The organism is Nonomuraea maritima (assembly GCF_900100395.1).
Classification (GTDB): Bacteria; Actinomycetota; Actinomycetes; order Streptosporangiales; family Streptosporangiaceae; genus Nonomuraea; species Nonomuraea maritima.
This window is the reverse complement of record NZ_FNFB01000007.1, coordinates 281,699-302,781: the sequence shown is the minus strand read 5'-3', so window position 1 is coordinate 302,781 and position 21,083 is coordinate 281,699. Positions and strand designations below refer to the sequence as shown.

Here is a 21,083-nt window from a genome sequence, read left to right as displayed (position 1 = left end):
AGTCTTCCTAATGGCTCGGCAGAGTCTACGACATGACTGAGACCCGCGACTTGATCCGCGAATTCCGCATCGACATCCCGCAGGCCGACCTGGACGACCTGACCGAGCGCCTGGCCCGAATCCGCTGGGCCGACGAGTTGCCCGACGCCGATACCGACTACGGCGTCTCGCTGCAGTACCTGCAGGGCCTCGTCCAGCGGTGGCGCGACGGGTACGACTGGCGCGCGTGGGAGGCGAAGCTCAACGCCTACCCGCAGTACACCACGGACATCGACGGCCAGAACGTGCATTTCCTGCACGTCCGCTCACCCGAGCCGGACGCCACGCCGCTGCTGCTCACGCACGGCTGGCCGACCACGATCGTGGAGTACCTGGATGTCATCGGCCCGCTGAGCGATCCGCGAACCCACGGCGGCGACCCGGCCGACGCCTTCCACCTGGTGATCCCGTCGGTGCCCGGTTTCGGCTTCTCCGGCCCCACCACCGAGCCGGGCTGGAACCGCTACCGGGTCGCCAGGGCGTGGGCCGAGCTGATGCGCCGGCTCGGCTACGAGCGCTACGGCGCGCACGGCAACGACGGCGGCTCGCTCATCTCGCCCGAAGTGGGCCGCCACGATCCCGGGCACGTCATCGGTGTGCACGTCACCCAGGTCTTCTCCTTCCCCTCCGGCGACCCGGCCGAGCTGGCCGGCCTGTCCGAGGAGGACCGGAAGAAGGTCCAGTTCCTGCAGTGGTGGCTGGAGAACGGCGGCGCATACGACAAGCTGCAGTCCACCGCACCGCAGACCCTGGCCCACGCGCTGGCCGACTCGCCGGTGGGACAGCTGGGCTGGAACGCGCAACTGCTCGGCCCGAACCTCGACCCGGACTACGTACTGACCAACACGATGATCTACTGGCTCACCAACACCGCCGCGTCATCCGCGCGCCTCTACTACGAGGACTTCCACGCCACCGGCAAACCGACCGAACCCACCACCGTGCCGCTCGGGCTGGCGAACTTCGCCTGGGACTTCCAGTCGATCCGCCCGTTCGCCGAGCGCGACCACAAGAACATCCTGTCCTGGAACGTCTACGACACGGGCAGCCACTTCGCCGCCCACGACGCGCCCGACCTGCTGATCGACGACATCCGCGGCTTCTTCCGCCAACTGCGCTGAACCGTGCCGAGCGGTACGTGCGGCGGACACCCGCCGCACGTACCCGCGATCTCAACTTTCCGGAGTGCCACCGTGCAGACCCTCACCCGCCGCGCCCTCAACCGCGCCACCCTCGACCGGCAGCTACTCCTGCGCCGTGCCGACCTCACCCCGCTGCAGGCCATCGAACACCTGGTGGGCCTGCAGGCGCAGACCCCAAACACCTGGTACGTGGGACTGTGGAGCAGGCTCACCGAGGGCCGGCCCGAGAAGGTCGCGGCGCTGCTCACCCAACGGCAGGCGGTGCGGATCGCCCTCATGCGCTCGACCATCCATCTTGTCAGCACGGCCGACGCGCTCACACTGCGCCCGCTCCTGCAACCGGTACTGGCCCGTGATCTGTTCACCAACCACACCCATGGCCGGGCGATGCGCGACCTGGACACCGGCAAGGTGGCCGCCGCAGGCCGGGAGCTGCTCGACGAGAAGCCCCGCACCCCGGGCGAGCTCGGCCGGCAGCTGGCCCAGCGCTGGCCGGACCGCAGCCCGGCCAGCCTCGCCTACGCGGTGCGCAACCTCCTGCCGGTCGTCCAGACCCCGCCACGCGGCGTGTGGGGCGCGACCGGCCGGACCGTCCACGCGCCGCTGGAGTCGTGGGCAGGCGCGCCGCTGCGTACCGACCAGACGATCGACCAGATGGTCCTGCGCTACCTGGCCGCGTTCGGCCCGGCGACCGTACGCGACGTGCAGACCTGGTGCGGCCTGACCCGGCTGACAGAGGTGCTCGACCGGCTCCGGCCCCGCCTGGCCACCTTCCGCGACGAGAACGGCGCGGAACTGTTCGACCTGCCCGACGCGCCCCGGCCCGATCCACAGGTCAACGCGCCCGCCCGGTTCCTGTACGACTTCGACAACCTGCTGCTATCACACCACGACCGCTCCAGAGTGATCACCGACGGCCTCCGCCGGCAGAACTTCAAACCGCACGGCCCCGTCCCTCGCCTGGTGCTCCTCGACGGCTTCACCGCAGCGACCTGGACGTTCACCACCACACATGGCACAGCCACGCTGACCGTGCACCCGTTCGCATCACTGTCCGCGCTCGACCGCGACGCGTTGACCGTCGAGGGCGACGGCCTGCTGAACCTGCTCGCCCCCAAAGCGTCACGCGAGATCCGCTTCACCGCCCCAGGCCACCGAGACCACAGCGACCGGTAGCCGGAGGAGTCCTCGCTGCCCGCGGAGCTCTCCCTCCTTGCCATGGCACTTGATCCACCGCGTCCAGGACACATCACAAGGGGCGTTTCGGTGGCCGGGTTCAAACCAGGGAGGTGTTTCATAGGCGTTCACCTATGAAACAGCTCCTCGGCGTCCGCCCGTCCAGGGCGCTCCCTCCCCGATTCTGTTCCATGAGTCGTTTCAAATCCCTGGAGCTTTGAAACGCATTCATGAAACGATCGCGGGGTGAGCGGCGACGACTTTTCTCGCGTGGAAGCCTTCGACTGCCCGATGTCCTCCTGCGCCGCCCCGGCCGGATCGCCCTGCCGCACCGGCCGGGGCAAGGTGGCCGCCCTGTACCACACCGCCAGGTTCCGACTCGTGCCGTCCCTGGCCAAGGTGCTCAACGTACCGACCCCGCCGCTGCGCAAACCCGGCACCGCATGGGTGGAACTACCCCGCCCCGCCGCCGGCACCCGAACGTCCGGACACGCCAAGATCGGCTACGCCCGCGCCTCAACGGTGCGCCAGTCGCTGCAGATCCAACTCGACTCCCTCAAGGCCGCCGGAGTCACCCGGGTCTTCTCCGAGAAGATCTCCACCCGCGCCACGCGGCGCCCCGAACTCGAGCGGGCCGTCACCCTGGCCCGGGAGATGTGCGCCTCCGGCGTCGCGGTCACCCTGGTCGTCCACGAGCACAAGCGGCTCGGCCGCGGCCTGGCTCTGGCCGAGCTCGCCGAACAACTGCGCGCCGTGGGCGTCGGCCTGGAGTTCCTCACCGGCGAACTGCAAGGCAGCCACGACCCGTCCGGCGTGGTGTTCACCGTGCTGGCCGCACTGTCGGGGATGGAACGCGAGTACATCCGCGACCGCACCCTGGAAGGCCACGAATCCGCCCGCAAGAACGGCAAGGCCATCGGCGGCGCCACCGTCACTGATCCCGCCATGCTCTCCATGGCCCTGCACCTGCGCGATCAGGAACTGAGCCTTCGCGAGATCGCCACCCGCCTCGTCATCACCCAGGGCAAGAAGAAGGGCCGGCGCCCCTCACCCGCCACCGTGATGCGCATGCTGCGCGACCACGACCAACAGAACACGGCGGAAACAGGAACGTGAGAAGTGCCGAGTCAGGGGCCGACCAAAGCAGTGATCAGCTTGCGGGCAGCAGCTCTCGTCAGGCGTCGCAGCGCCTGGCCGGTCCGTTCGTCGGCTCCGCGCGGCGCGATCTCAGTACCGTGAACCACCACGTTGAATGCGGTGTCGAACCGCTCGCGCCCGACCTTGCCGACCAGCGTGGTGAGGTACTTCACCTGCTTGTCGGTGGCCGGCCAGGGCTCCGCTGCGGGACGACGTTCGCGCTGCTTGGCAGCGGCGGAGGGTACCGGTCTTTGAGGAATCGCTGAGCTAGCCTCCCCCCGGTCGATGACCCTCACCGACTCCGGCCAGCCCAGGCCGGGTTTACCGGTGACGGCCTCCCAGAGAGCATCGGTGGTCAGCGCGGATTCGTCGACGTCCTCGGTCTGGCCCGGGCCGATCAGGGCAACCCAACCGGTGTCGGAGCGCACCACAGTGAATCCGGCCGGTTCGGCGTGCTCGGTGACCCAGTTCAGGCCGCACCTGCAATGGGTGTCGTGGTAGCGGCGCCACTTCGAGCCGAGCGCCTCGTACACGAGCCTGTCGCCGTAGCGCTTGGTGTCGCGCGTGAATCCCGACATCACAGCAGCGTTTCACGAACTGCCGAGAGTTTCGCCCTGCTCGATCGACGCTGTGCCTTGCACTGACGATCGCCTTGCCGTTCCAAGCGCCGACCTCGCGGTCATCTCTACCGTGATCGAACTGAGACCTCAGTCGGATGATGCGCCGTTAGCGCAGGTCAGGTGCTACTTCGTTGGAAATTTCTTCATTGCTACTGGGACCCCGTGGGGGCGCAATCGACCGATTATGCCCCCATGGGGTTTCGGATTGACGTTGTGGATCAGGCTCTCATCGCGCTGCCATGGCCGCGATCATGATTAGCCGGAGACTCGCCCGGCGGAAGACCTCTCGGGCATGCACCACGCATCGGTGGTTCTGTCGACGACATGTGACAGCGCTTGCCGGTCTGCTGCGACAGCGATCGTTTCCGCTTAAGGGCGATGTCGCTGGACAGCCTGTTTCTAAACTAGTGATGCTTAATCGGAGTAGTTGGGCTCCGAGATGAGACCCTTACCGATGGGGTCCGGCCGCGTCGTGTGATGGTTGATCTGCGCTGCTAACCAGACACAATCAACGGGCCGGCTTGTGTCGACCATGACGGTGGGTATGAGGCCCAGCGGCTCAGCCTTCGCCGCCCACGTCTGCCAATCGTCAGCCAGGCGCCGCTCGTCCTGGTATAGGGTGCTTCGCCGTCGACTCGCGTAACGTTCCCTGGCGACCTCGGCGGGCACATCGCACCAGACTTCCACGACCCGGTCGGCTCGCGTGCTCTCGATCCCGGCCTTCGCGTGCAGCAGGTCACGCGGCCGAAACCACCACGAGTCGACTACCACGCTTCCCGGGATAGCACGCGCCAGTGCCCATACCGTTTCCATGGCGATGCCGCCGAACCCCGGGATGGACGCGACGTCGTCCACGCACGTCTCCAACGCCTCCTTCACGGAGTCCTTCGACAGCAGTCGCGCGCCCAATTGCGCGGCCAGGGCTCTGCCCAAGGTCGATTTTCCGGACCCAGGTAGGCCGTTCACCAGCACTAAGAGTCTGTCCACCCGATCATGATGCCGGGCCTGTGAAGAGAGCGGAATCTGCTCCAACCCTTCTGGCCGGATCGCCGTGGGGAGCATTGATGCGCTGGGTGCGCGCAGGCGCGGTGGGCGGCGGGGAACAGCGGCCCGGCGGTGTAGCCCGGCGCGGGCCAGGTGGAGCTTGAGCAGGGTGACGTAGTCGGTGACGTAGTCGCGGTCGTCGAGCAGCGTGGTGCGCACGCTGACGCCCTTGCCGATTCGCACTGTCATAGTGAGCGCGGGCAGCGGCACGCGGGTGGTTCAAACCTCGCGGCGGATCGCGAGCACGCTGAGCCACGTGCGGTGGGTGGCACTCTCGGTGTGCTCGCGTACCTCGAAGCCGATCTCGGCGAGGACCGCGAGCAGCGTGCGCGGTTTGCGGTGTACGAACCAGCGCAGAAGCCCTTCGTCGTGCGGGACCGGCTCCCAGACCTCGCCGTCGCCGGTCGAAGTGCTCAGCCCGAGCACGCCCCCAGGGCGCAGGGCTGCGTGCCAGGCGCGCAGCGTGGGGACGGTCTCGGCGGCCGGTACGTGCAGGAGGGCCGCGACCGACCACAACCCCGCCAACGAGCCGGGAGCCAGTGGGGGGCGGCGCAGATCGCCCAGAGCCACGGGAACGCCGCGGTCGGCGGCCAATGCGGCCATGGCGGCTGAGCGGTCCACTCCTACCGGGGAGAGCCCCTGCTCTCGGAACCAGGCCGCGTCCCTTCCCGGGCCGCATCCTAGGTCGGCGACGCGTCCTCCGGCGGGCAGCGCGGCAGCGAAGCGCGCTCGAAAGGCGCGGAACGCGGCGTCGGGGTTCTCGGAGCGGGAGGCGAAGACGGGGGCGATGCGGTCATACGTGGCGGTGGTCCGAGCGGTGGGATCTTCCATCCTGCGGATATTGCCAGGTTTTGGACGGGCTAGAGAATGTCTTCTTCCCAATCCGGCTCATCGGGGTTGCGGAGCTGCCGGACCCCAGCGGGGCCGAGGTCGGGCTGGGCGAAGAAGTAGGTGCCGATCACGTGGATGTGCTGGCGGACGAAGGGCGACAGCCGCGCGACGTCTTCCTCGGCCAGCGGATAGCCCTCGGCTTTGAGCTGATCGAGCGCCCGGTCCATATAGAAGGTGTTCCACAGCGTGACGCAGTTGAGCACCAGGCCGAGCGCGCCGAGCTGGTCTTCCATGCCCTTGTAGTAGCGCTGGTAGATCTCGCCCTTCCTGCCGTGGAAGATCTTCCCCGCCAGTGCATGGCGGGATTCTTGCAGGTTGCGTACGCCCTTGATGTCGCGCCGGTAGGGCTCCTCGACGGCGTAGGTGAGGATGGCGTAGGTGAGGATATGGAGGGTCTTCAAGATCCGTTCGTAGTGGGCGATCGCCTCCCCGAGCGGGGTCGGGTTGCGTCCCGCTGGATCATGCGCATCACGTCGTAGGCGCGGATCTCACCGGTGTAGATCGACACCACGACTCGCAGGATGTCGCTCCAATGTCGCTTGATCTTTTCCAGGTCGATCTTCCCGCGTGTGAACCGGGACAGGCTGCCATAGTCGGCGTTCTGGATACGCCAGCCCTTCTGATCGGGGATATCGGCCAGCGCGGGCCGGTACTGCATGCCCAGCAGGTGGACCAGGCCGAACACGACGTCGCTGTAAGATCCAGTGTCGGTCACCAGAACCTCAGGGCGCGGTCCGCCGTCTCGCCGGAACGCCACATCGATCATGTGGAGCGAGTCACGCACCGTCCCGGTGACGACCTTCGCCCCAAGCCCCACCCCACGGTCATTGATCATGTTGAGCCACGTGACACCGCGCGACCGGCCGAAGAACTTCTTGTTCGGGCGGGTGTAGATCGAGGGCACCGGGACCACGAACCGCATTCCATCGATCGCCGCGACCAGCCCACCGCCGAGTGCCTGGGCGAAACCGATCTTGCCCTGCTCATCAATGAGCGGAGCGTTGGCCAGAGTGTAGGTCTCCGCTGACAGGTAGTTCTGCACCACGTGCGATAACCGGCCGCGTTCCAATGCCGGCGTGCCCGCCTTGACCACCGGCGCGTACCCGATGTTCAGCGCTTGGGCCGTCAGGCAGGCCGCGACCGAGACGTGGAAGTCGGCGAGCTTGCTCACCTTGCCGGCCACCGAGGTGAACGCGGCCTCGAACTCCGAAGCGCGGCCCATCACCTCCAGCAGCAGCTCGGGCAGGTCCACCCGTGGCAGCATCGCGAGGACCCGCTTGCGCAGGTCGATCAGGGAGGGCGGCTCCGGAAGGGCGGCCAGCTTGGCCACGTGCAGCCGTGCGCATCGCCCACATCACCGACATTCACCTCCGAAGCCATATCTCTGGACACCCCGCGCTGCCCGTCCGGCGCGGTCGTACGGCTCCCGAACTGCTGGCAGCCGCGCTCGACGACGCCCGCCGGCGTGGCGCCGACGCCATCGTGATCACCGGTGACCTGGTGGACGTTCCGGGATACCTGTTCGATCCCGAACCTGACGCCGCCCGCGACACGCGGGCCTGGCAGCGCGTACGGGCGGACCACCGCCTCGTACGGCGGATGCTGGACGACTGCGGCATCGCCTGGATCGCTGTCCCCGGCAATCACGACAGCTACCGCGTCCACGCCGAGGAACTGGGTTCCGGGCCGTTCGTCCGTGACGTCGGGGAGCTACGGTTCGTCAGCTTCTGGGATCGCGAGTCGACCGGCAACGTGCCTCGTCGCACGCTGACCGAACGGGAGCGGTTCGACTCTTCGCTGCTCGACCCAGGCCCGCGTCCGCAGGTCCACCTGCAGCACTTCGTCATCACGCCGCGGCTGGACGAGGGCTACCCGCACACCTACGCCGAAGGCGAGGAACTCCAGCGGCGCCTCAGCGACTCCGGCCGGGTTGTCCTGTTCCTGTCCGGCCACCGAGCGATCCTGGGGCGACACGCCCGGCTGCCCTGTCGCCGACGACCTCGCCCACGCGGCGGTCGAGGTGATCGGCGAAGCCGCACGAGCGACGCCGAGCAGCCGGACGTGAGCCCACCTGCGCAACGTCCCTGCGCGGCAAGCCGAAGGGGAGTCCGGTGAGCGCCACCGGCGTCCGTACGGGGTGAAAAGAAGAGGCTGCCGGTCACACGACCGACAGCCTCGTGCCCTCAGACGGTCAGCCGCAGTTGGTCTTGCGCTTGCCGCCCTCCGTGCCGCTGATCCGGCCCATCCAGTCCACGCACTTGCCCGCCGCGGACAGGTAGATCGGGCCCGCGTAACTGGTGTAGTAGCCGCCGTCGTAGGCGGCCCAGTGGGTGCCCGCCGGGTAGATCGAGAGCCCGGCCTCGACCAGCACCGCCGAACCGGCCGAATTCCGCTTGGCCACCACGCAGTTCCTGCCGGTCGCGGAGCTGTAGGTGAGGTACACCGTGCCCGTGCTGCCGATCGGGGCGGAGTTGACGACGGCGTAGCCGGATCCGCACTCGTTCCCGTAGGTGGCGGCCGACGCGGGCGACGCGGTGACCAGCGCCCCGGCCAGCGCGGTGACGGCGAACGCGGCGCCCACCGCGGTCTTCTTGAAAGGCGTCATGCAAAGCTCCTTCGTCGGGGTCAGCCGCAGTTGGTGTCGTACCGGTACAGGGTGGCGGTGCCGATGGTGCCGCCCCAGTCGACGCACTCACCAGGCGCCGACACGTAGATCGGGCCCGCGTAGCTGGTGTAGTTGCCGCTGTCCTTGGTCCAGGTGCTGCTGGAGGACCGCCGCAGGTACGCCTCCACCAGCGTGGCGGTGCCGGCCGTCGTCCGTACGGTGACCACGCAGTTCCTGCCGGTCGCGGAGCTGTAGGTGAGGTACACCGTGCCCCGGTTGCTGGGCAGGTCGATGTGGTTGACGACGCCGTAGCCGCTGCCGCACTGCCCGCCGTAGGAGGCGGCGGAGGCCGGGGCGGCGGTGGCGAGCGTTCCGGTGACGGCGAGCGCGGCGGTCGCGCCCATCAGGGCGGTCTTGGTCAACAGCCTCTTCACGGAGTTCCCCCTCAGCTGTCGCAGTTGGTGTCCTCGTCGCCGGCGTAGCTGCCGCTGATGGCCCCGCCCCAGGTCACACACGTGCCCTTGGCGTACCGGTAGACCGGCCCGGCGTAGGTGGTGTAGTTGCCCTCGTCCACGGCCGCCCAGGCCGAGTCGTCGGATCGGGCGATGCCCGCGAACATGGGGACGGCCGAGCCGGCCTTGTCGCGGATCGTCACCACGCAGTTGTAGCCGTTGGAGTTGTTGTAGGTCAGGTAGACGGTGCCCTTGCCGCTGATGGTCGCGTGGTTGACGACGCCGTAGCCGCTGCCGCACTGCCCGCCGTACGCGGCCGCGGAGGCGGGGGCGGCGGTCGCCAGACCGGCCACGGTCATCGCGCCGGCCGTGACCAGGGCGGCAGTGATCCTCTTCGAGATGCGCATTGTCCCTCTGCCTTTCCTTCGCAGGTCTCCTTCGAGATCCACTTCCGGCACCGTAGGCCGGGCTCCGGAGACCGGAAAGGAGATCGGCCGGTGTTTCGACGCTGACCGAAAAACGGAGGCGAGACATGAAGATCGACATCTGGGCCACGCCTCGGTCATACTGACTCGGTGAGTCAGGACACATGACATGCCGAAGTCCGATCCGATGTCGCCGCACGACCTTGAGCCGTCGACCCCGGTGACGGCGGCCGTCGGGCACGGCCCGGTTGCCGGTGGCGCGTCGCGGAGCCCGCCGCTGTAGCTCACACACCGGTGCTCCTGGGCGGTTCGACACGGAATGCGAGATGCTGCGCGTCCACTTTTCATCGCAAGATTGGGAGCGGCTGAGAATCGTCTCCCGACCTGACCCCATGTGGGAGATGCTTCTCAGCCTGTACATGCTGGGAGAGGCGTCCGACGAGACGGTCTTCGGCCAGTGGCGGCAACGGGTGCTGCACCGGATGCCGCGCGAGAGCCGGATCCTGCTGGACCTCGTCCCCGCACAGGGCTACTCACCCGACTTCCTCAGCCCCTGCCTCGGCGGCGAGGACCCCACGGACGGCATCGACGCCGTCCTCAACACCCCTCGCGGACGCATCGCCGAGCAACTCGACCTGCGCTTCGGCGACGGCCCGCGCCCCACCTGGACACGGGCGCTGGCCAGGAAGGAAAGCGCGGCCGTACGCGCGCTGGGCCGGTCCATGCGCGGCTACTTCGACGTGGCGCTGCGGCCGTACTGGAGGTACATCTCGCAGGTCGCCGAGCGCGGCGCCGCGGCGGCGAGAGACGGGACGGCGTCACTGATCCTGCGCCTGAAGGACCGGCCGTCGGTCCGCAGCGCGCCTCGCACCACCGTGGAGCTCGCCTACGGCATGGAACAGGACCTCGAACTGAGGGGCCGCGGGCTGATGCTCGTCCCCGCGTTCTTCTGCGCGGTCAACCCGGTCACCTTCCACGACCCCTCGCTGCCTCCGGTGCTGCTCTACCCGGTCGCCCACCAGCCGGCGTCGTTCCTGGCCCGGGCGGCCGCGGGAAGCGGGCCGACCGAGGAGGTGCTGCGGCGGCTGTTCGGCCGCACCCGCGCCCTGGTGCTGCGAACCCTGAGCGAGAGCGTCCGTACGACGGGAGAGATCGCCCGCGTCCTGGACATCTCGGTGGCCTCGGCGAGCGAGCACGCCTCGCTCCTGCGCGCGGCCGGGCTCGTGGCCAGCGAACGGTACGGCAACACCGTCCGGCACACCCTCACCCCTCTCGGCGTGGAGCTCCTCCACCAGCCCAGGTGAGAGAAGCGGAGGACAGGAGGGTCGCACCGGCGAGGCCGCCCCACAGGGCGGCCGAGCCGTGCGAGGCGAGAGCGGTGATCACCGCCGGGGAGACGGCGAGCCCGAAGCCCGTGGAGAGCTGGAAGCGGGCCAGGGCGCGTCCCAGAAGGTGGGCCGGGGCCAGGACGGTGACGAGCGCGGTGGCGCTGCCGGCGTAGAGGATCTCGCCGACGGTGCACACCACGGACACCATGGCGACGGCCGGGGCGCCCCATCCGTGCCCGAGCGAGGCGGCCGCGAGGAAGCCGAGGTAGGACGCGGCGAGGACCACGCCGGCGAGCGCCAGCACCGTTCGCCGGCAGAAACGCGACATCAGGACGGTGACCGGAACCTGCAGGCTGACCACCAGCACCGTGTTGGCCACGAAGACGGCCGCCGACCACACCGGCGAGGCGTGCAGCTGCGTCACCAGGACCAGCGGGATCGCGATCTCGGGAACGTTGAGACAGAAGACGTAGATCACGTTGGCGGCCAGCAGCGCCCGCATCCGGGGCGCGGGACCCTTGATCGCGGCAGCCGCCGGATCGGCGCGCACGTGGACCGACCACGCCAGGGCCGCCGCGAGGAGATAGGCGATCCCGGTGGCCGCCGCCGTCGCCAGCACAGCGCCGGCGCCACCCGCCAGGCACGCGGTGGCGAGCAGCGCGCCCGCGCCCAGCCCGGCGTTACGCAGCGCGCGGGCCGCCGCGAGGGCCGCGTCGCGTTCACGGCCGTGGGCGACCGTCGCCACGAGGGCCGCGTGCGCGGCCGGCCAGGCCTGGTTGCCGATGCCGAGAAAGAGCGCCGCCGACGCGAACGACCAGACGTTCCCCGCCGGAGTGGCGAGCAGCAGCGCCACGCCGACCACCCGCACCAGCATCGACGCCGCCACGACCGTGCTGCGTGCGCCCCGGTCCAGCCATCGGCCGACCGCGGGCATGCACACCAGACCCATGACGACGCCGACCGTCATGGCGATGCCGGTGACCGGCGCGGACAGCTCCAGCACCATCACCCCGTACAGCAGCAGGAAGGGCCGCAACAGGCCGGTGCCGAGCGCGTCGACGGCCAGAGCGACGGCGTAACGGGGGCCTCCGAGGGCGCGGATCCTGCTCGTGCTCACCATGGCGTCAACAGTGCGTCGCGGCCGCCGGGCCGGCCGCGTCGATTGACGCAGACCGTCAATCGACGCGGCCTTCGTCCGTCCGACCAGCGATGATGAGGGGATGACGTTGCGGATCGACCTCAGTGGCCCGCCGTCCGGCCGGGTGCGGTTCGCCGTCTCCCCGCTGGCCGAGCTGACCGCGATGCTGCACGTGCTGGCCGAACCCGGGCATCACCCGCAGCTCGCCGGCTGGGCCGGCGACGTGTGGGCAGGGCTGCGGCCCGAGCTGGCCGAGCGGCTCAGGGAGGCGGAGTTCCTCTGGCGTTCCTCACGCGCCGACTTCCTGGTGCCGGCGCGTCCGCGGCCGACCCTCGCCGAAGAACTGGACGACGTCGACCGCATCGACGACGAGACGTACGTGGCCGCCGCGCTCACCACCACGTGCGGCAGCAACCGGGTCCACTTCGGCGGGCCGTCGCCGCTCACCGACACGACGGCGCGCCAGCGGGCCCTGGACCTGGCCCAGGCTCGCGGCGCGCTTCAGCAGGCCTTCGCGGAACGGCTGCTCGCCGACCCGGCCGCGGTGCGGGCGCGGGTGCGTCACACGCTCGAACAGTGCGCCGAGGCCTTCTTCGACACCGCCTGGACGGGTGCCGCCGTGCAACTCGCCACCGACCTGCGCCTGAAGAACGACCTGCTGCAGCGCCAGGGCGTCGCGGCGGCGCTCGCGTCGGTCTCCGGCGCGATCACGCCGGCTCCTGACGGCGACAGCGTCTTCGTGGACAAACTGCAGGACACGGCGACCGCCGCCACCGGGGTCACCTTCCTGCCCAGCGTCTATGGCCGCCCGCACCTGGTGGTGATCCACGCGCCCGGGTGGCAGCCGGTGGTCCAGTACCCCGTGGCAGGTCCGTCGCAGCCGGTGTCGCTGGAGACGGTCACCCTCCGGCTGGAGGCACTCGCGCATCCGGTACGGCTGCGGCTGCTGCGCACCCTGGCCCGCGGCCCGCACACCACCGGTGAGCTGGCCCACGCGTGGGAACTGTCTCCCCCGGAGGTTTCCCGCCACCTGGCCGTCCTGCGCCGCGCGGGCCTGCTCACGGCCCGGCGGCACGGTCGGTACGTCCGCTACAGCGTCAATCTGCCCGATCTGACGGCGCTGGGCGCCGACCTGCTGACGGCCGTCCTGCGCTGAGGGAGCAAGCATGATGCTGCGTGACCTGCTGGAAGGGTACGAACACCGGCCCCTTCACGGCGATCCCGACCTGGCCGAGGTCGGTGCCGGCCTCACCTGCGACTCGCGGCGCACGACCGCCGGAGATCTGTACGTCGCCATGCGCGGCAGCCGCACCGACGGGCACCATTTCGTGGCCGACGCCGTCGCGCGGGGCGCCACCGCGGTGCTCGTGGAGCGTCCGCTCGACTTTCCCGTGCCGCCGCATGTGTGCGTGGTCCAGGTGGCCGACACGCGTGCGGCGGCCGCGTTCGTGGCCGCCCGCTGTTTCGGCGAGCCCTCACGGGAGATGCGCGTGGTGGCGATCACGGGCACGAACGGCAAGACGTCCGTGTCCTACATGACCGAGGCGGCACTGCGCGCGGGTGCGCGGGTCGGCGTGATCGGCACCGAGGGGTGCCGCGTCGGCGACGAGCCGATCCCGTACGACCGGACCACGCCGCAGGCGATAGAGCTGCAGCAGATCCTGCGCACGATGCGGGATCGCGGGGCCGGCACGGTGGTGATGGAGGCGTCGTCGATGGCGCTCACCCAGCGCCGACTGGACGCCACGGACATCGACGTCGGCGTGTTCACCAACCTCACCCCCGACCACCTGGACGACCACGGCAGCATGGAGGCGTACAAGCAGGCCAAGCTCCTGCTGTTCGGCGGGCTGTGCCGGCAGGCGGTGGCCAACGCCGACGACCCCGTCAGTGCCGACATCGCCTCCCTGATGCCGGGCGCGGTGACCACGTACGCACTGGACGACGCCGGCGCGCGCTTCCGTGCGACGGACCTGCGCGTGGACGCCACCGGCACCGCGTTCGTGCTGCACCACGACGGCCGCCGCCGCCCGGCGCGGGTGCCGGTTCCCGGCCGGTTCGCCGTCTCCAACGCGCTGGCCGCGCTCGCCACCGGCCACGCGCTGGGCCACGACCCGGACGCGCTCCTCGATGCCGTGGAGGCGCTGCCTCCCATCCCCGGACGCGTCCAGACGTACACCACCCCGGCCGGGGTGGCGGTGATCGTCGACTACGCGCACTCTCCCGACTCCCTGGACAAGATGCTCGCCACGATCCACGAGTGGGCCGACAACCGGGTCATCACGGTCTTCGGCTGCGGCGGCGACCGCGACCCCGGCAAGCGCGCCCCGATGGGTGAGATCGCCGGGACGTACTCCGACGTCGTCATCGTCACCAGCGACAATCCCCGCACCGAGGACCCGGAGGCGATCATCGATGAGATCCTGCCCGGCGTGCAGGCGACGGACGCGGCCGTGGAGCGCATCACCGACCGCCGGCAGGCGATCGCTCGCGCGCTGCGGATCGCCTCGCCCGGCGACGTCGTCCTGATCGCAGGCAAGGGCGCCGAGCCGTACCAGCTCATCGGCGCCCGCAAGATCCCTTTCGACGACATGAGCGTCGTCCGCGACCTGTCCACCTCGCCGCAGTCAGTGAAGTGATCACGATGACGGACCCGCGATCGACCGCCCACCGTGACGTCTCCAGGGCCCTGGCCCGTTACGACGACCGGCAACTGGCCCACCTGCTGGAGCGCGAGGCCGTCCCCCTCGGCACCGGCATCGGCGGGGCGTCCGCGCGGCTCGAGGTCGGCGGCACCTCGGTCTTCGTCAAACGGGTGCCCCTCACCGATCTCGAACTGCGCCACCCGCACTCGACGGCCAACCTCTTCGACCTGCCGCCCTTCTGCCAGTACGGCATCGGCTCCCCCGGCTTCGGCGCCTGGCGCGAGCTGGCCGCGCACACGATGACCACCGAGTGGGTGCTGACCGGCCGGTTCCCTGGCTTCCCGCTGCTGTACCACTGGCGGGTCCTGCCCAACGCCGCCCCTCTTCGGCTGTACGGCGACCTGGCCGACATCGATCGGGCGGTCACCTTCTGGGAGGGCGCGCCCGGCGTGCGCCGCCGCCTCGAAGCGCTGGCGGAGGCGCCGGCGAGCGTGACGCTCTTCCTGGAGCACTTCCCCTGCAACCTGCGCGAGTGGCTGGAGGAGCGGGTGCGCGCGGGCGACGCCGACCGCGCCTGCTCCCTGGCGGACGAGGGACTGCGTGAGGCCGTGTCCTTCATGAACGCGGGCGGTCTCCTGCACTTCGACGCGCACTTCGAGAATGTCCTGACCGACGGGCGCCGCTTCTACCTGACGGATTTCGGGCAGGCCGTGTCGACCGATTTCGACCTGTCGGAGGAGGAGCAGGCCTTCTACCGCCGGCACCTCACCTACGACCGCACCTTCACGCTGACGTACCTGGTGAACTGGCTGGCCGGCACCTTCCACGGGGTCGGCTGGCAGAGACGTCGCGCACTGGTGCGGGAGTGGGCGGCGGGAAAGCCGCCGACCGGGCTGCCCGCCGGAGTCGCGACCCTGCTGCAGCGGCACAGCCCGCTGGCCACCGTGCTGAACGACTTCTACCACGGCCGGCAGAGCGAGAGCAGGAAGACCCCGTACCCGCTGGAGGAGATCCGCGAGGTCGCCGGGCGGCACACCCTGCCACTCGGGTAAAAGCCTCGGAAGACGCACGCCGGTCGGGAGGAGCTCCGCTAGCGTGAGGCGGCTGCGCCACACCGGTGTCAGTCACAAGGGACGGCCATGGACGACGTGCGCGAGTCGATCACCCGGCTGCTGGAGCAGGGCGTGCGCGAGGCGGTGTTCCCCGGCGCCGTGTGGGCTGTCGGCGACGCCGACGGCATGCTCGCGTGGGGAGCATGCGGGCCGGCCGACCCTGCCGTCCCCGGCTCGGCGATGCGGCGCGACACGGTCTTCGACATCGCCAGCCTCACGAAAATCATCACCGTGTGGGCGGTCGTCGGCCATCTGTGGGAGCAGCAGCGACTGCCGCTGGACGACCCGTTGGGCGGCTTCTGGCCGGAGGTGGCAGGCCGCCCGCTCGGCCGGGTCACCGCCCGCCACCTGCTCACCCACACCGCCGGCGTACCGCTGCGCGCCAACCTGAAAGCTCTCTACGGCACCGACCCTCGCACGATCAGGGACGGCGTCCTGCGTGAGGAGCTGCACCGCCCGCCGGGCGAAGCCGTCGAGTACACCGACCGCGCCGCCCTGATCCTCGGCTTCCTCGCCGAGCACCTCACCGCCACCCCGCTGGACCGGCTCGCCGCCGAGCGCATCTGGCAGCCGCTCGGCATGCGCAGCACCCGCTTCGGCCCGCTCCCGGACGCCGACAGACAGCGGTGCGCGCCGACGGAGTTCGACCCCGACACCGGCACGCACCTGCAAGGGACCGCGCACGACTTCTCCGCGCGCCTGCTCGGCGGCGTGTGCGGCATCGCCGGCGCCTTCTCCACCCTGGACGACCTGGCACGCTTCCAACGCCACTTGCTGACGCCCACACCCGAGGCGGGTTTCGGCGACACCTGGATCACCGAGTCGCTCCAGATCCACACCGGCAACCTCACCCCGAGGCGCGGCCTTTTCTGGCACCCCGCCCCCGACTGCGACGACACCTACGTCCACTACGGCTTCACCGGAACGGCGCTGTGGGTCTCCCCCAAGCAGTCGCGCTGGGCCGCCCTCCTCACCAACAAGCTCTTCTACTCCCGCGAACGCGACCCACTCATGAACATCCGCAACGCCTTCCGGCAGTTCGCCTTCTGACGGCTGGTCCACATCGAGCAGCGCCGGGACTCCGAGCAGCCGGCAGATCGCTTGCCCCGGGAAGAACACGGGGAAGCCGGGACGGGTGCCGTCGGCGCTGAACGCCGGGCTGCTCAGCACGGTCCGGACGTCGTCGTACCGGGTCAAGGGCGATCCACGCGCCGCTGGAGGAGATCGCCCGCCGCGCCGGCATCGGCATCGCCACCCTCAGGCGCGCTTCCGCGGCGAGGCGTCCGCGGCGGCGGCGCACCTGGGAGAGCCGTTCCGCTTCCAGAGCCCGTTCATCACCTCCGACGACCGAGCGGGCCATCTGGCGACCCTGCCCGGATTCGTGTCCATCGTGACCGGCGTCGAGCTGATCAGCGAGCTGTACGGCGACGCGGAGGCCACGCTCGTGTACGACGTGCACACCGCGACGCCGGTCGGCACCCAGCGCACGGCCGAACACTTCCGGCTGGACGGCGACAAGATCGTGTCGATCATGCTGGTGTTCGACGCCGCACCCTGGCAGCCGATGAGAACCGAGATCGAGATCTGAGCGGCAGGCGCCGCCCGCACGGGGCGGCGCCATCTCAGCGCCTCTTGGGGAAAGCGGCGCGCAGTGCTGAGCCGCGGGTGAGGAACGCGACCCGGATGACGGGCAGCACGCAGACGACCTGCATCACGGCGTACCACAGCGGGCAGATCCCCGGGATCAGATCGATGCCGATGATCGCGATCGGCATGATGACGGTGAGGGCATTCACGCGCTCGAAGGCCCGTCGAGATCCCCGGGAAGCGGAGACGGTCATCCGGTAGATCAACACGGCTACCACCGGCAGGAGGGCCGCCCGGACCCACATGAACGTGTTCACCATATGACCGCTGCTCGACACCACCATGACGGCCAGAAGGGCGATGGCGCTGAGTGCGCCGTACACCTTGATGCTGTTCTTCGCCGTCTCGAAGGCGCGGGGGTTGTGGGATTTCATGCTCAGCGACGCTACGAAGCGCTTCGCCGAGGCGGTATCGGTCCAGGCACACAGGGGGGTGGGGCCAGACCTACTCCTCGGCCCGGCCAGGTCAGTGGCGCGCTCCGCGCGGTGCACAGTAGAGGCACCGAATAGAGCGGCGAAGGAAAAGCATGCGGCAGTTGGGCATCTGGGCGGAACGCGTTGGCGTGGGGTTCGTGCGGTCGTGCGTGGTGGCGGTCGTCACCATGCTGGTCCCGACCGTGTGGGTCGTGGCCATGGCGTGGGCCATCTGGTGGGGCGCGGGGAACCCCTGGTCGTGGCTGGGGCCCTTCGTGCTGGTGTGCGTGGGCACCCTCGGGCTGTCCCGGCCGGTCTGCCGGATGGTCCGGTCGCTGGTGGCGAGGTGGACGGGCACCTTCATCCCCGCCGGGTACCGGGAGGCCGGGCCGGTGGTGCGGATGTCCACCGGGTACTGGTGGAACGGCTTCACCTACGAGCGCAGCCGCCGCGATGCCGTCCTGGATCAGAAATGGCGGGTGCGGTGGAAGGATCCCGCCGTCTGGCGTGACGTGCGGTTCACCGGGATCGTGCCGTTCGCCGCGGGCGTGGTGGCGTCCGTTCAGCCGGTCGGCGTGGTCGCGGCGGCCCTCGTGCTCGGCCAGGGGGTACCCGCCGGGGTGCTCGGCTTGGTCGTGTCCATCGCCACGGCCCCGTACGCCTGGCGGCTGCTCGTGCCAGTGGCTGTCCGCTTCCTGCGCCCGTCGCGCGCGATGACGATGACCGAGCGGGTGGAGGAGCTGACCGCCCAGCGCGCGGACGCGACGGTTGCGCAGGCCGCCGAGATCCGCCGGATCGAACGGGACCTGCACGACGGGGCGCAGGCCCGCCTGGTCGCGCTCGGACTAGCGTTGGCGACCGCGGAGAAACTGATGGAGAACGACCCCGACCAGGCGAAAGCGCTGATGCGGGAAGCACGGGGCGGTGCCGCCGCCTCTCTGGCCGAGCTTCGCGAACTGGTCAAAGGAATCAGCCCGCCGGTGCTGAACGAGCGGGGGCTCGTCGACGCCGTCCGCGCCCTGGCCCTGGACGTTCCCCTCGACGTGGCCGTCAGCGCCGACGCCGGCCTGCGCCTGGACCCGCCGATCGAGGCCGCCTTCTACTTCGGCGTCGCCGAGCTGCTGACCAACGCGGTCAGACACGCCCAGCCGTCCCGGGCGCGTATCTCCCTCTCCCAGGACGGCGGCGATCTCATCGTCGAGGTCGAGGACGATGGGCGGGGCGGGGCCGAGGTGCGCGCCGACGGCGGACTCGCCGGTCTGCGTCGCCGCCTGGCGATCTTCGACGGCACCCTGGAGCTCAGCAGCCCGCCGGGCGGCCCGACCCGTGTGAGGATGGCGCTGCCATGCGACTCGTTGTAGCCGAAGACCTCTATCTCCTGCGCGAGGGGATGGTCCGTCTGATCCAGGCGTACGGGCACCAGGTGGTGGCCACGGCGGCCACCGGCCCCGAGACGCTGGAGGCGCTACGGAAATGGCGCCCGGACGCGTCCGTCATCGACGTCCGCATGCCGCCGAACCAGTCCGACGAGGGCCTGCGCGCGGCCCTCGTCGCCCGTGCCGAGATGCCCGGGCTGCCGGTCCTCATCCTCTCCCAGCACGTGGAGCAGCTGTACGCCCGTGAGCTCCTGGCCGACGGCTCCGGCGGCGTCGGCTACCTGCTGAAGGACAGCGTGTTCGACGCCGACCAGTTCATCGGCGCCCTGGAGCGCGTCGCGGGCGGCGGGACCGCCATGGACCCGGCGGTCATCGCCAAGCTGCTGTCCGGCAGTTCCCCGAGCCGCGGACTCGAGCGGCTCACCGAGCGCGAGCACGACGTGCTGGCTCTCATGGCAGAGGGACTGTCCAACCAGGCCATCGGCCGCCGCCTTTTCCTCAGCGACAGCGCCATCAGCAAGTACACCACCTCCATGTTCGGCAAGCTTGACATCGTCGACGACGAAGACACCAACCGCCGCGTCCGCGCCGTACTGGCTTATCTGAACAAGCCCTAGCTTGGCCGGGCGCCTGGCACGTTCACCGGACCACTCATACCGTCGAACACCACCCCGCCCTCGCTGTCGTCGGCATCCGGACCCTCGCCGTCACGACGCTCCTCCGCTTGCATAACCGGAACGCCATTCCGTATAGTTCTGGAACGACGTTCCGCTTCGTTCCGCCCCAGCACGGCGGGCGCGCCCGAAACGCCCGCCGTGCTCCTGGACCCCCGGTGACGCTTGACCGCAGTCGCCAGGACGCGGATGCGTTCTCGCAAGAGGCCGAACAAACCCCTACAAGAGGAGAAGCGCTTGATGAGCACGCCCTTCACCGAAGCCGCCGGCATTCCCGTCAGCGACCCCACCCCCGTCACGACGTTCAGCCCCGTGGTGCTGCCGGTCCCGGGCCGCATCGTGGATCTGCAGATCAAGGTCTCCGCACCCTCCACAGGCAGCGACCTGCCCGTGATTCTCCTGTCGCACGGCCACGGGCCTTCGAACTTCGTGTCGTCCCTGCACGGCTACGGACCCGTCGCCGACTTCTGGGCAGCTCACGGCTTCGTCGTCATCCAGCCCACACACCTGGACTCGATGACCCTGGGCCTACGCGAATCGGACGACCCGGAGGCGCCGCTGTACTCGCGGTCCCGAGCCGAGGACATGCGCCACATCCTCGACCACCTCGACCGGATCGAAGCCGCCGTCCCAGGGCTCGCCGGACGTCTCGACCACACCCGCATCGCCGCGGTCGGGCACTCCATGGGCGGGCACACGGTCGGCATGCTGTGCGGCCAGCGGGTCACCGATCCGGCCGACGGAACGCCAGTTGATGCGGCCGACGCTCGCGTCAAGGCAGGTGTCCTGATGGCCGCCCCAGGCAGAGGCGAGGACCTCGCCCCCTTCGCCACCGAGCACTACCCCGTCCTGGGAACCACCGGCTTCGCCACGATGACGACGCCGGCCCTCGTCATCGTGGGCGAGAACGACTGGAATGCCGCCTTCTCCGACCGCAAGGACTGGCGCGCAGACGCCTACCACCTGAGCCCCTGCCCCAAGAGCCTGCTCACGCTGTTCGAGGCGGAGCACGGGCTCGGCGGAGTGTCCATGTACGACGCGGCGGAAACCACTGACGAGAACCCCGAGCGCGTGGCCGCACTGCGGGCGCTCACCTGGGCCTACCTCCGCACCGCGCTCTACCCCGGCGACTCCGCCTGGGCCGACGCGACCGCCGCGCTCACCAGCATGCCCAACCCGCTGGGCAGCGTCGAATCGAAATGAACCCCTGAGGCGCCCA

At 69.9% G+C, this 21,083-nt stretch carries 21 protein-coding genes and 1 pseudogene; 13 read left to right on the top strand and 9 right to left on the bottom strand.

All coding sequences use genetic code 11. From position 1 onward, the window contains the following. Window positions 1-32 precede the first annotated feature (32 nt). The 3 genes from BLR04_RS15545 (at window position 33) to BLR04_RS15535 (ending at window position 3,473) form a co-directional block, all read left to right on the top strand. A complete protein-coding gene (locus BLR04_RS15545) occupies window positions 33-1,160 on the top strand; it encodes an epoxide hydrolase family protein (RefSeq protein ID WP_090764683.1) in 1,128 nt (375 codons plus the stop codon). A gap of 72 nt (window positions 1,161-1,232) precedes the next feature. Then, entirely contained in the window at window positions 1,233-2,357 is a 1,125-nt protein-coding gene (locus tag BLR04_RS15540) for a winged helix DNA-binding domain-containing protein (RefSeq protein ID WP_245740269.1), read from the top strand. A 270-nt stretch (window positions 2,358-2,627) separates the two neighbouring features. Continuing rightward, window positions 2,628-3,473, top strand: coding sequence for a recombinase family protein (locus tag BLR04_RS15535; protein ID WP_245740268.1), 846 nt, complete (start codon window positions 2,628-2,630; stop codon window positions 3,471-3,473). Between the two features lie 11 nt (window positions 3,474-3,484). Here the strand turns inward: BLR04_RS15535 and BLR04_RS41330 are convergent, their stop codons facing one another. From BLR04_RS41330 to BLR04_RS41755, 4 genes and pseudogenes are all read right to left on the bottom strand, one after another. Then, window positions 3,485-4,072 carry a hypothetical protein gene (locus BLR04_RS41330; RefSeq protein ID WP_218128960.1) on the bottom strand — a complete coding sequence of 196 codons (588 nt, stop codon included), beginning with the start codon at window positions 4,070-4,072 and terminating at the stop codon, window positions 3,485-3,487. 456 nt (window positions 4,073-4,528) lie between these two features. Continuing rightward, on the bottom strand, window positions 4,529-5,317 hold the full coding sequence (locus BLR04_RS15525) for a P-loop nucleotide/nucleoside kinase family protein (protein ID WP_176903101.1): 789 nt from the start codon (window positions 5,315-5,317) through the stop codon (window positions 4,529-4,531). Between the two features lie 60 nt (window positions 5,318-5,377). Beyond that, window positions 5,378-5,989: a class I SAM-dependent methyltransferase gene (locus BLR04_RS15520; protein ID WP_090764678.1), complete on the bottom strand. Its 612-nt coding sequence runs from the start codon at window positions 5,987-5,989 to the stop codon at window positions 5,378-5,380. Between the two features lie 29 nt (window positions 5,990-6,018). Further along, a pseudogene (locus BLR04_RS41755) lies at window positions 6,019-7,271 on the bottom strand (transposase). Between the two features lie 116 nt (window positions 7,272-7,387). On the opposite strand from BLR04_RS41755, the gene BLR04_RS15505 reads away from it, so the two are divergent. Continuing rightward, a complete protein-coding gene (locus BLR04_RS15505; RefSeq protein WP_176903100.1) occupies window positions 7,388-8,164 on the top strand; it encodes a metallophosphoesterase family protein in 777 nt (258 codons plus the stop codon). A gap of 76 nt (window positions 8,165-8,240) precedes the next feature. On the opposite strand, the gene BLR04_RS15500 is transcribed toward BLR04_RS15505, so the two are convergent. Genes BLR04_RS15500 through BLR04_RS15490 form a run of 3 tightly spaced genes read right to left on the bottom strand, consistent with a single transcriptional unit; the run spans window position 8,241 to window position 9,513 of the window. Further along, window positions 8,241-8,654, bottom strand: a complete 414-nt coding sequence (locus BLR04_RS15500; RefSeq protein ID WP_090764670.1) for a spore-associated protein A — start codon at window positions 8,652-8,654, stop codon at window positions 8,241-8,243. Window positions 8,655-8,674: 20 nt separating this feature from the next. Next, on the bottom strand, window positions 8,675-9,088 hold the full coding sequence (locus BLR04_RS15495) for a spore-associated protein A (RefSeq protein WP_393500403.1): 414 nt from the start codon (window positions 9,086-9,088) through the stop codon (window positions 8,675-8,677). Between the two features lie 11 nt (window positions 9,089-9,099). Further along, window positions 9,100-9,513 carry a spore-associated protein A gene (locus BLR04_RS15490; RefSeq protein ID WP_090764667.1) on the bottom strand — a complete coding sequence of 138 codons (414 nt, stop codon included), beginning with the start codon at window positions 9,511-9,513 and terminating at the stop codon, window positions 9,100-9,102. Between the two features lie 419 nt (window positions 9,514-9,932). Between BLR04_RS15490 and BLR04_RS15485 the strand changes: the two genes are divergently transcribed. Then, window positions 9,933-10,835, top strand: coding sequence for an ArsR/SmtB family transcription factor (locus tag BLR04_RS15485; protein WP_143022057.1), 903 nt, complete (start codon window positions 9,933-9,935; stop codon window positions 10,833-10,835). Here the strand turns inward: BLR04_RS15485 and BLR04_RS15480 are convergent. Beyond that, a complete protein-coding gene (locus tag BLR04_RS15480) occupies window positions 10,795-11,979 on the bottom strand; it encodes an MFS transporter (RefSeq protein ID WP_090764660.1) in 1,185 nt (394 codons plus the stop codon). The two genes, BLR04_RS15485 and BLR04_RS15480, sit on opposite strands and share 41 nt — an antisense overlap. Window positions 11,980-12,079: 100 nt before the next feature. Between BLR04_RS15480 and BLR04_RS15475 the strand changes: the two genes are divergently transcribed. The 5 genes from BLR04_RS15475 to BLR04_RS15455 all read left to right on the top strand — a co-directional run bounded on the left by BLR04_RS15475 (window position 12,080) and on the right by BLR04_RS15455 (window position 17,342). After that, window positions 12,080-13,153 (top strand): helix-turn-helix domain-containing protein, encoded by a 1,074-nt coding sequence (locus tag BLR04_RS15475; RefSeq protein ID WP_090764659.1) that lies wholly within the window; start codon window positions 12,080-12,082, stop codon window positions 13,151-13,153. A 10-nt stretch (window positions 13,154-13,163) separates the two neighbouring features. Continuing rightward, window positions 13,164-14,636: a UDP-N-acetylmuramoyl-L-alanyl-D-glutamate--2,6-diaminopimelate ligase gene (locus BLR04_RS15470; RefSeq protein ID WP_090764656.1), complete on the top strand. Its 1,473-nt coding sequence runs from the start codon at window positions 13,164-13,166 to the stop codon at window positions 14,634-14,636. 5 nt (window positions 14,637-14,641) lie between these two features. Continuing rightward, window positions 14,642-15,694, top strand: coding sequence for a protein kinase family protein (locus tag BLR04_RS15465; RefSeq protein WP_176903099.1), 1,053 nt, complete (start codon window positions 14,642-14,644; stop codon window positions 15,692-15,694). Between the two features lie 87 nt (window positions 15,695-15,781). After that, complete coding sequence (locus BLR04_RS15460) at window positions 15,782-16,804, top strand: serine hydrolase domain-containing protein (RefSeq protein ID WP_090764649.1); 1,023 nt, start codon at window positions 15,782-15,784, stop codon at window positions 16,802-16,804. Between the two features lie 85 nt (window positions 16,805-16,889). Continuing rightward, window positions 16,890-17,342 carry a hypothetical protein gene (locus BLR04_RS15455; RefSeq protein WP_218128959.1) on the top strand — a complete coding sequence of 151 codons (453 nt, stop codon included), beginning with the start codon at window positions 16,890-16,892 and terminating at the stop codon, window positions 17,340-17,342. Window positions 17,343-17,376: 34 nt separating this feature from the next. Here the strand turns inward: BLR04_RS15455 and BLR04_RS15450 are convergent, their stop codons facing one another. Next, window positions 17,377-17,892, bottom strand: coding sequence for a hypothetical protein (locus tag BLR04_RS15450; protein WP_218128956.1), 516 nt, complete (start codon window positions 17,890-17,892; stop codon window positions 17,377-17,379). Between the two features lie 35 nt (window positions 17,893-17,927). Between BLR04_RS15450 and BLR04_RS15445 the strand changes: the two genes are divergently transcribed. The 3 genes from BLR04_RS15445 to BLR04_RS15435 all read left to right on the top strand — a co-directional run bounded on the left by BLR04_RS15445 (window position 17,928) and on the right by BLR04_RS15435 (window position 21,067). Beyond that, window positions 17,928-19,175, top strand: coding sequence for a sensor histidine kinase (locus BLR04_RS15445; protein WP_090764639.1), 1,248 nt, complete (start codon window positions 17,928-17,930; stop codon window positions 19,173-19,175). After that, entirely contained in the window at window positions 19,160-19,807 is a 648-nt protein-coding gene (locus BLR04_RS15440) for a response regulator transcription factor (protein WP_090764636.1), read from the top strand. Before BLR04_RS15445 ends, BLR04_RS15440 begins: the two co-directional genes overlap by 16 nt. A 297-nt stretch (window positions 19,808-20,104) precedes the next feature. Beyond that, window positions 20,105-21,067, top strand: a complete 963-nt coding sequence (locus tag BLR04_RS15435; RefSeq protein ID WP_090764632.1) for an alpha/beta hydrolase family protein — start codon at window positions 20,105-20,107, stop codon at window positions 21,065-21,067. Window positions 21,068-21,083: the final 16 nt, after the last annotated feature.

Coding starts and splice junctions, on each gene's coding strand:
- BLR04_RS41330 (WP_218128960.1), bottom strand. CDS start 4,072: ATGTCGGGATTCACGCGCGACACCAAGCGCTACGGCGACAGGCTCGTG.
- BLR04_RS15435 (WP_090764632.1), top strand. CDS start 20,105: ATGAGCACGCCCTTCACCGAAGCCGCCGGCATTCCCGTCAGCGACCCC.
- BLR04_RS15460 (WP_090764649.1), top strand. CDS start 15,782: ATGGACGACGTGCGCGAGTCGATCACCCGGCTGCTGGAGCAGGGCGTG.
- BLR04_RS15520 (WP_090764678.1), bottom strand. CDS start 5,989: ATGGAAGATCCCACCGCTCGGACCACCGCCACGTATGACCGCATCGCC.
- BLR04_RS15465 (WP_176903099.1), top strand. CDS start 14,642: ATGACGGACCCGCGATCGACCGCCCACCGTGACGTCTCCAGGGCCCTG.
- BLR04_RS15485 (WP_143022057.1), top strand. CDS start 9,933: ATGCTTCTCAGCCTGTACATGCTGGGAGAGGCGTCCGACGAGACGGTC.
- BLR04_RS15545 (WP_090764683.1), top strand. CDS start 33: ATGACTGAGACCCGCGACTTGATCCGCGAATTCCGCATCGACATCCCG.
- BLR04_RS15445 (WP_090764639.1), top strand. CDS start 17,928: ATGCGGCAGTTGGGCATCTGGGCGGAACGCGTTGGCGTGGGGTTCGTG.
- BLR04_RS15490 (WP_090764667.1), bottom strand. CDS start 9,513: ATGCGCATCTCGAAGAGGATCACTGCCGCCCTGGTCACGGCCGGCGCG.
- BLR04_RS15480 (WP_090764660.1), bottom strand. CDS start 11,979: ATGGTGAGCACGAGCAGGATCCGCGCCCTCGGAGGCCCCCGTTACGCC.
- BLR04_RS15500 (WP_090764670.1), bottom strand. CDS start 8,654: ATGACGCCTTTCAAGAAGACCGCGGTGGGCGCCGCGTTCGCCGTCACC.
- BLR04_RS15475 (WP_090764659.1), top strand. CDS start 12,080: ATGACGTTGCGGATCGACCTCAGTGGCCCGCCGTCCGGCCGGGTGCGG.
- BLR04_RS15440 (WP_090764636.1), top strand. CDS start 19,160: ATGCGACTCGTTGTAGCCGAAGACCTCTATCTCCTGCGCGAGGGGATG.
- BLR04_RS15470 (WP_090764656.1), top strand. CDS start 13,164: ATGATGCTGCGTGACCTGCTGGAAGGGTACGAACACCGGCCCCTTCAC.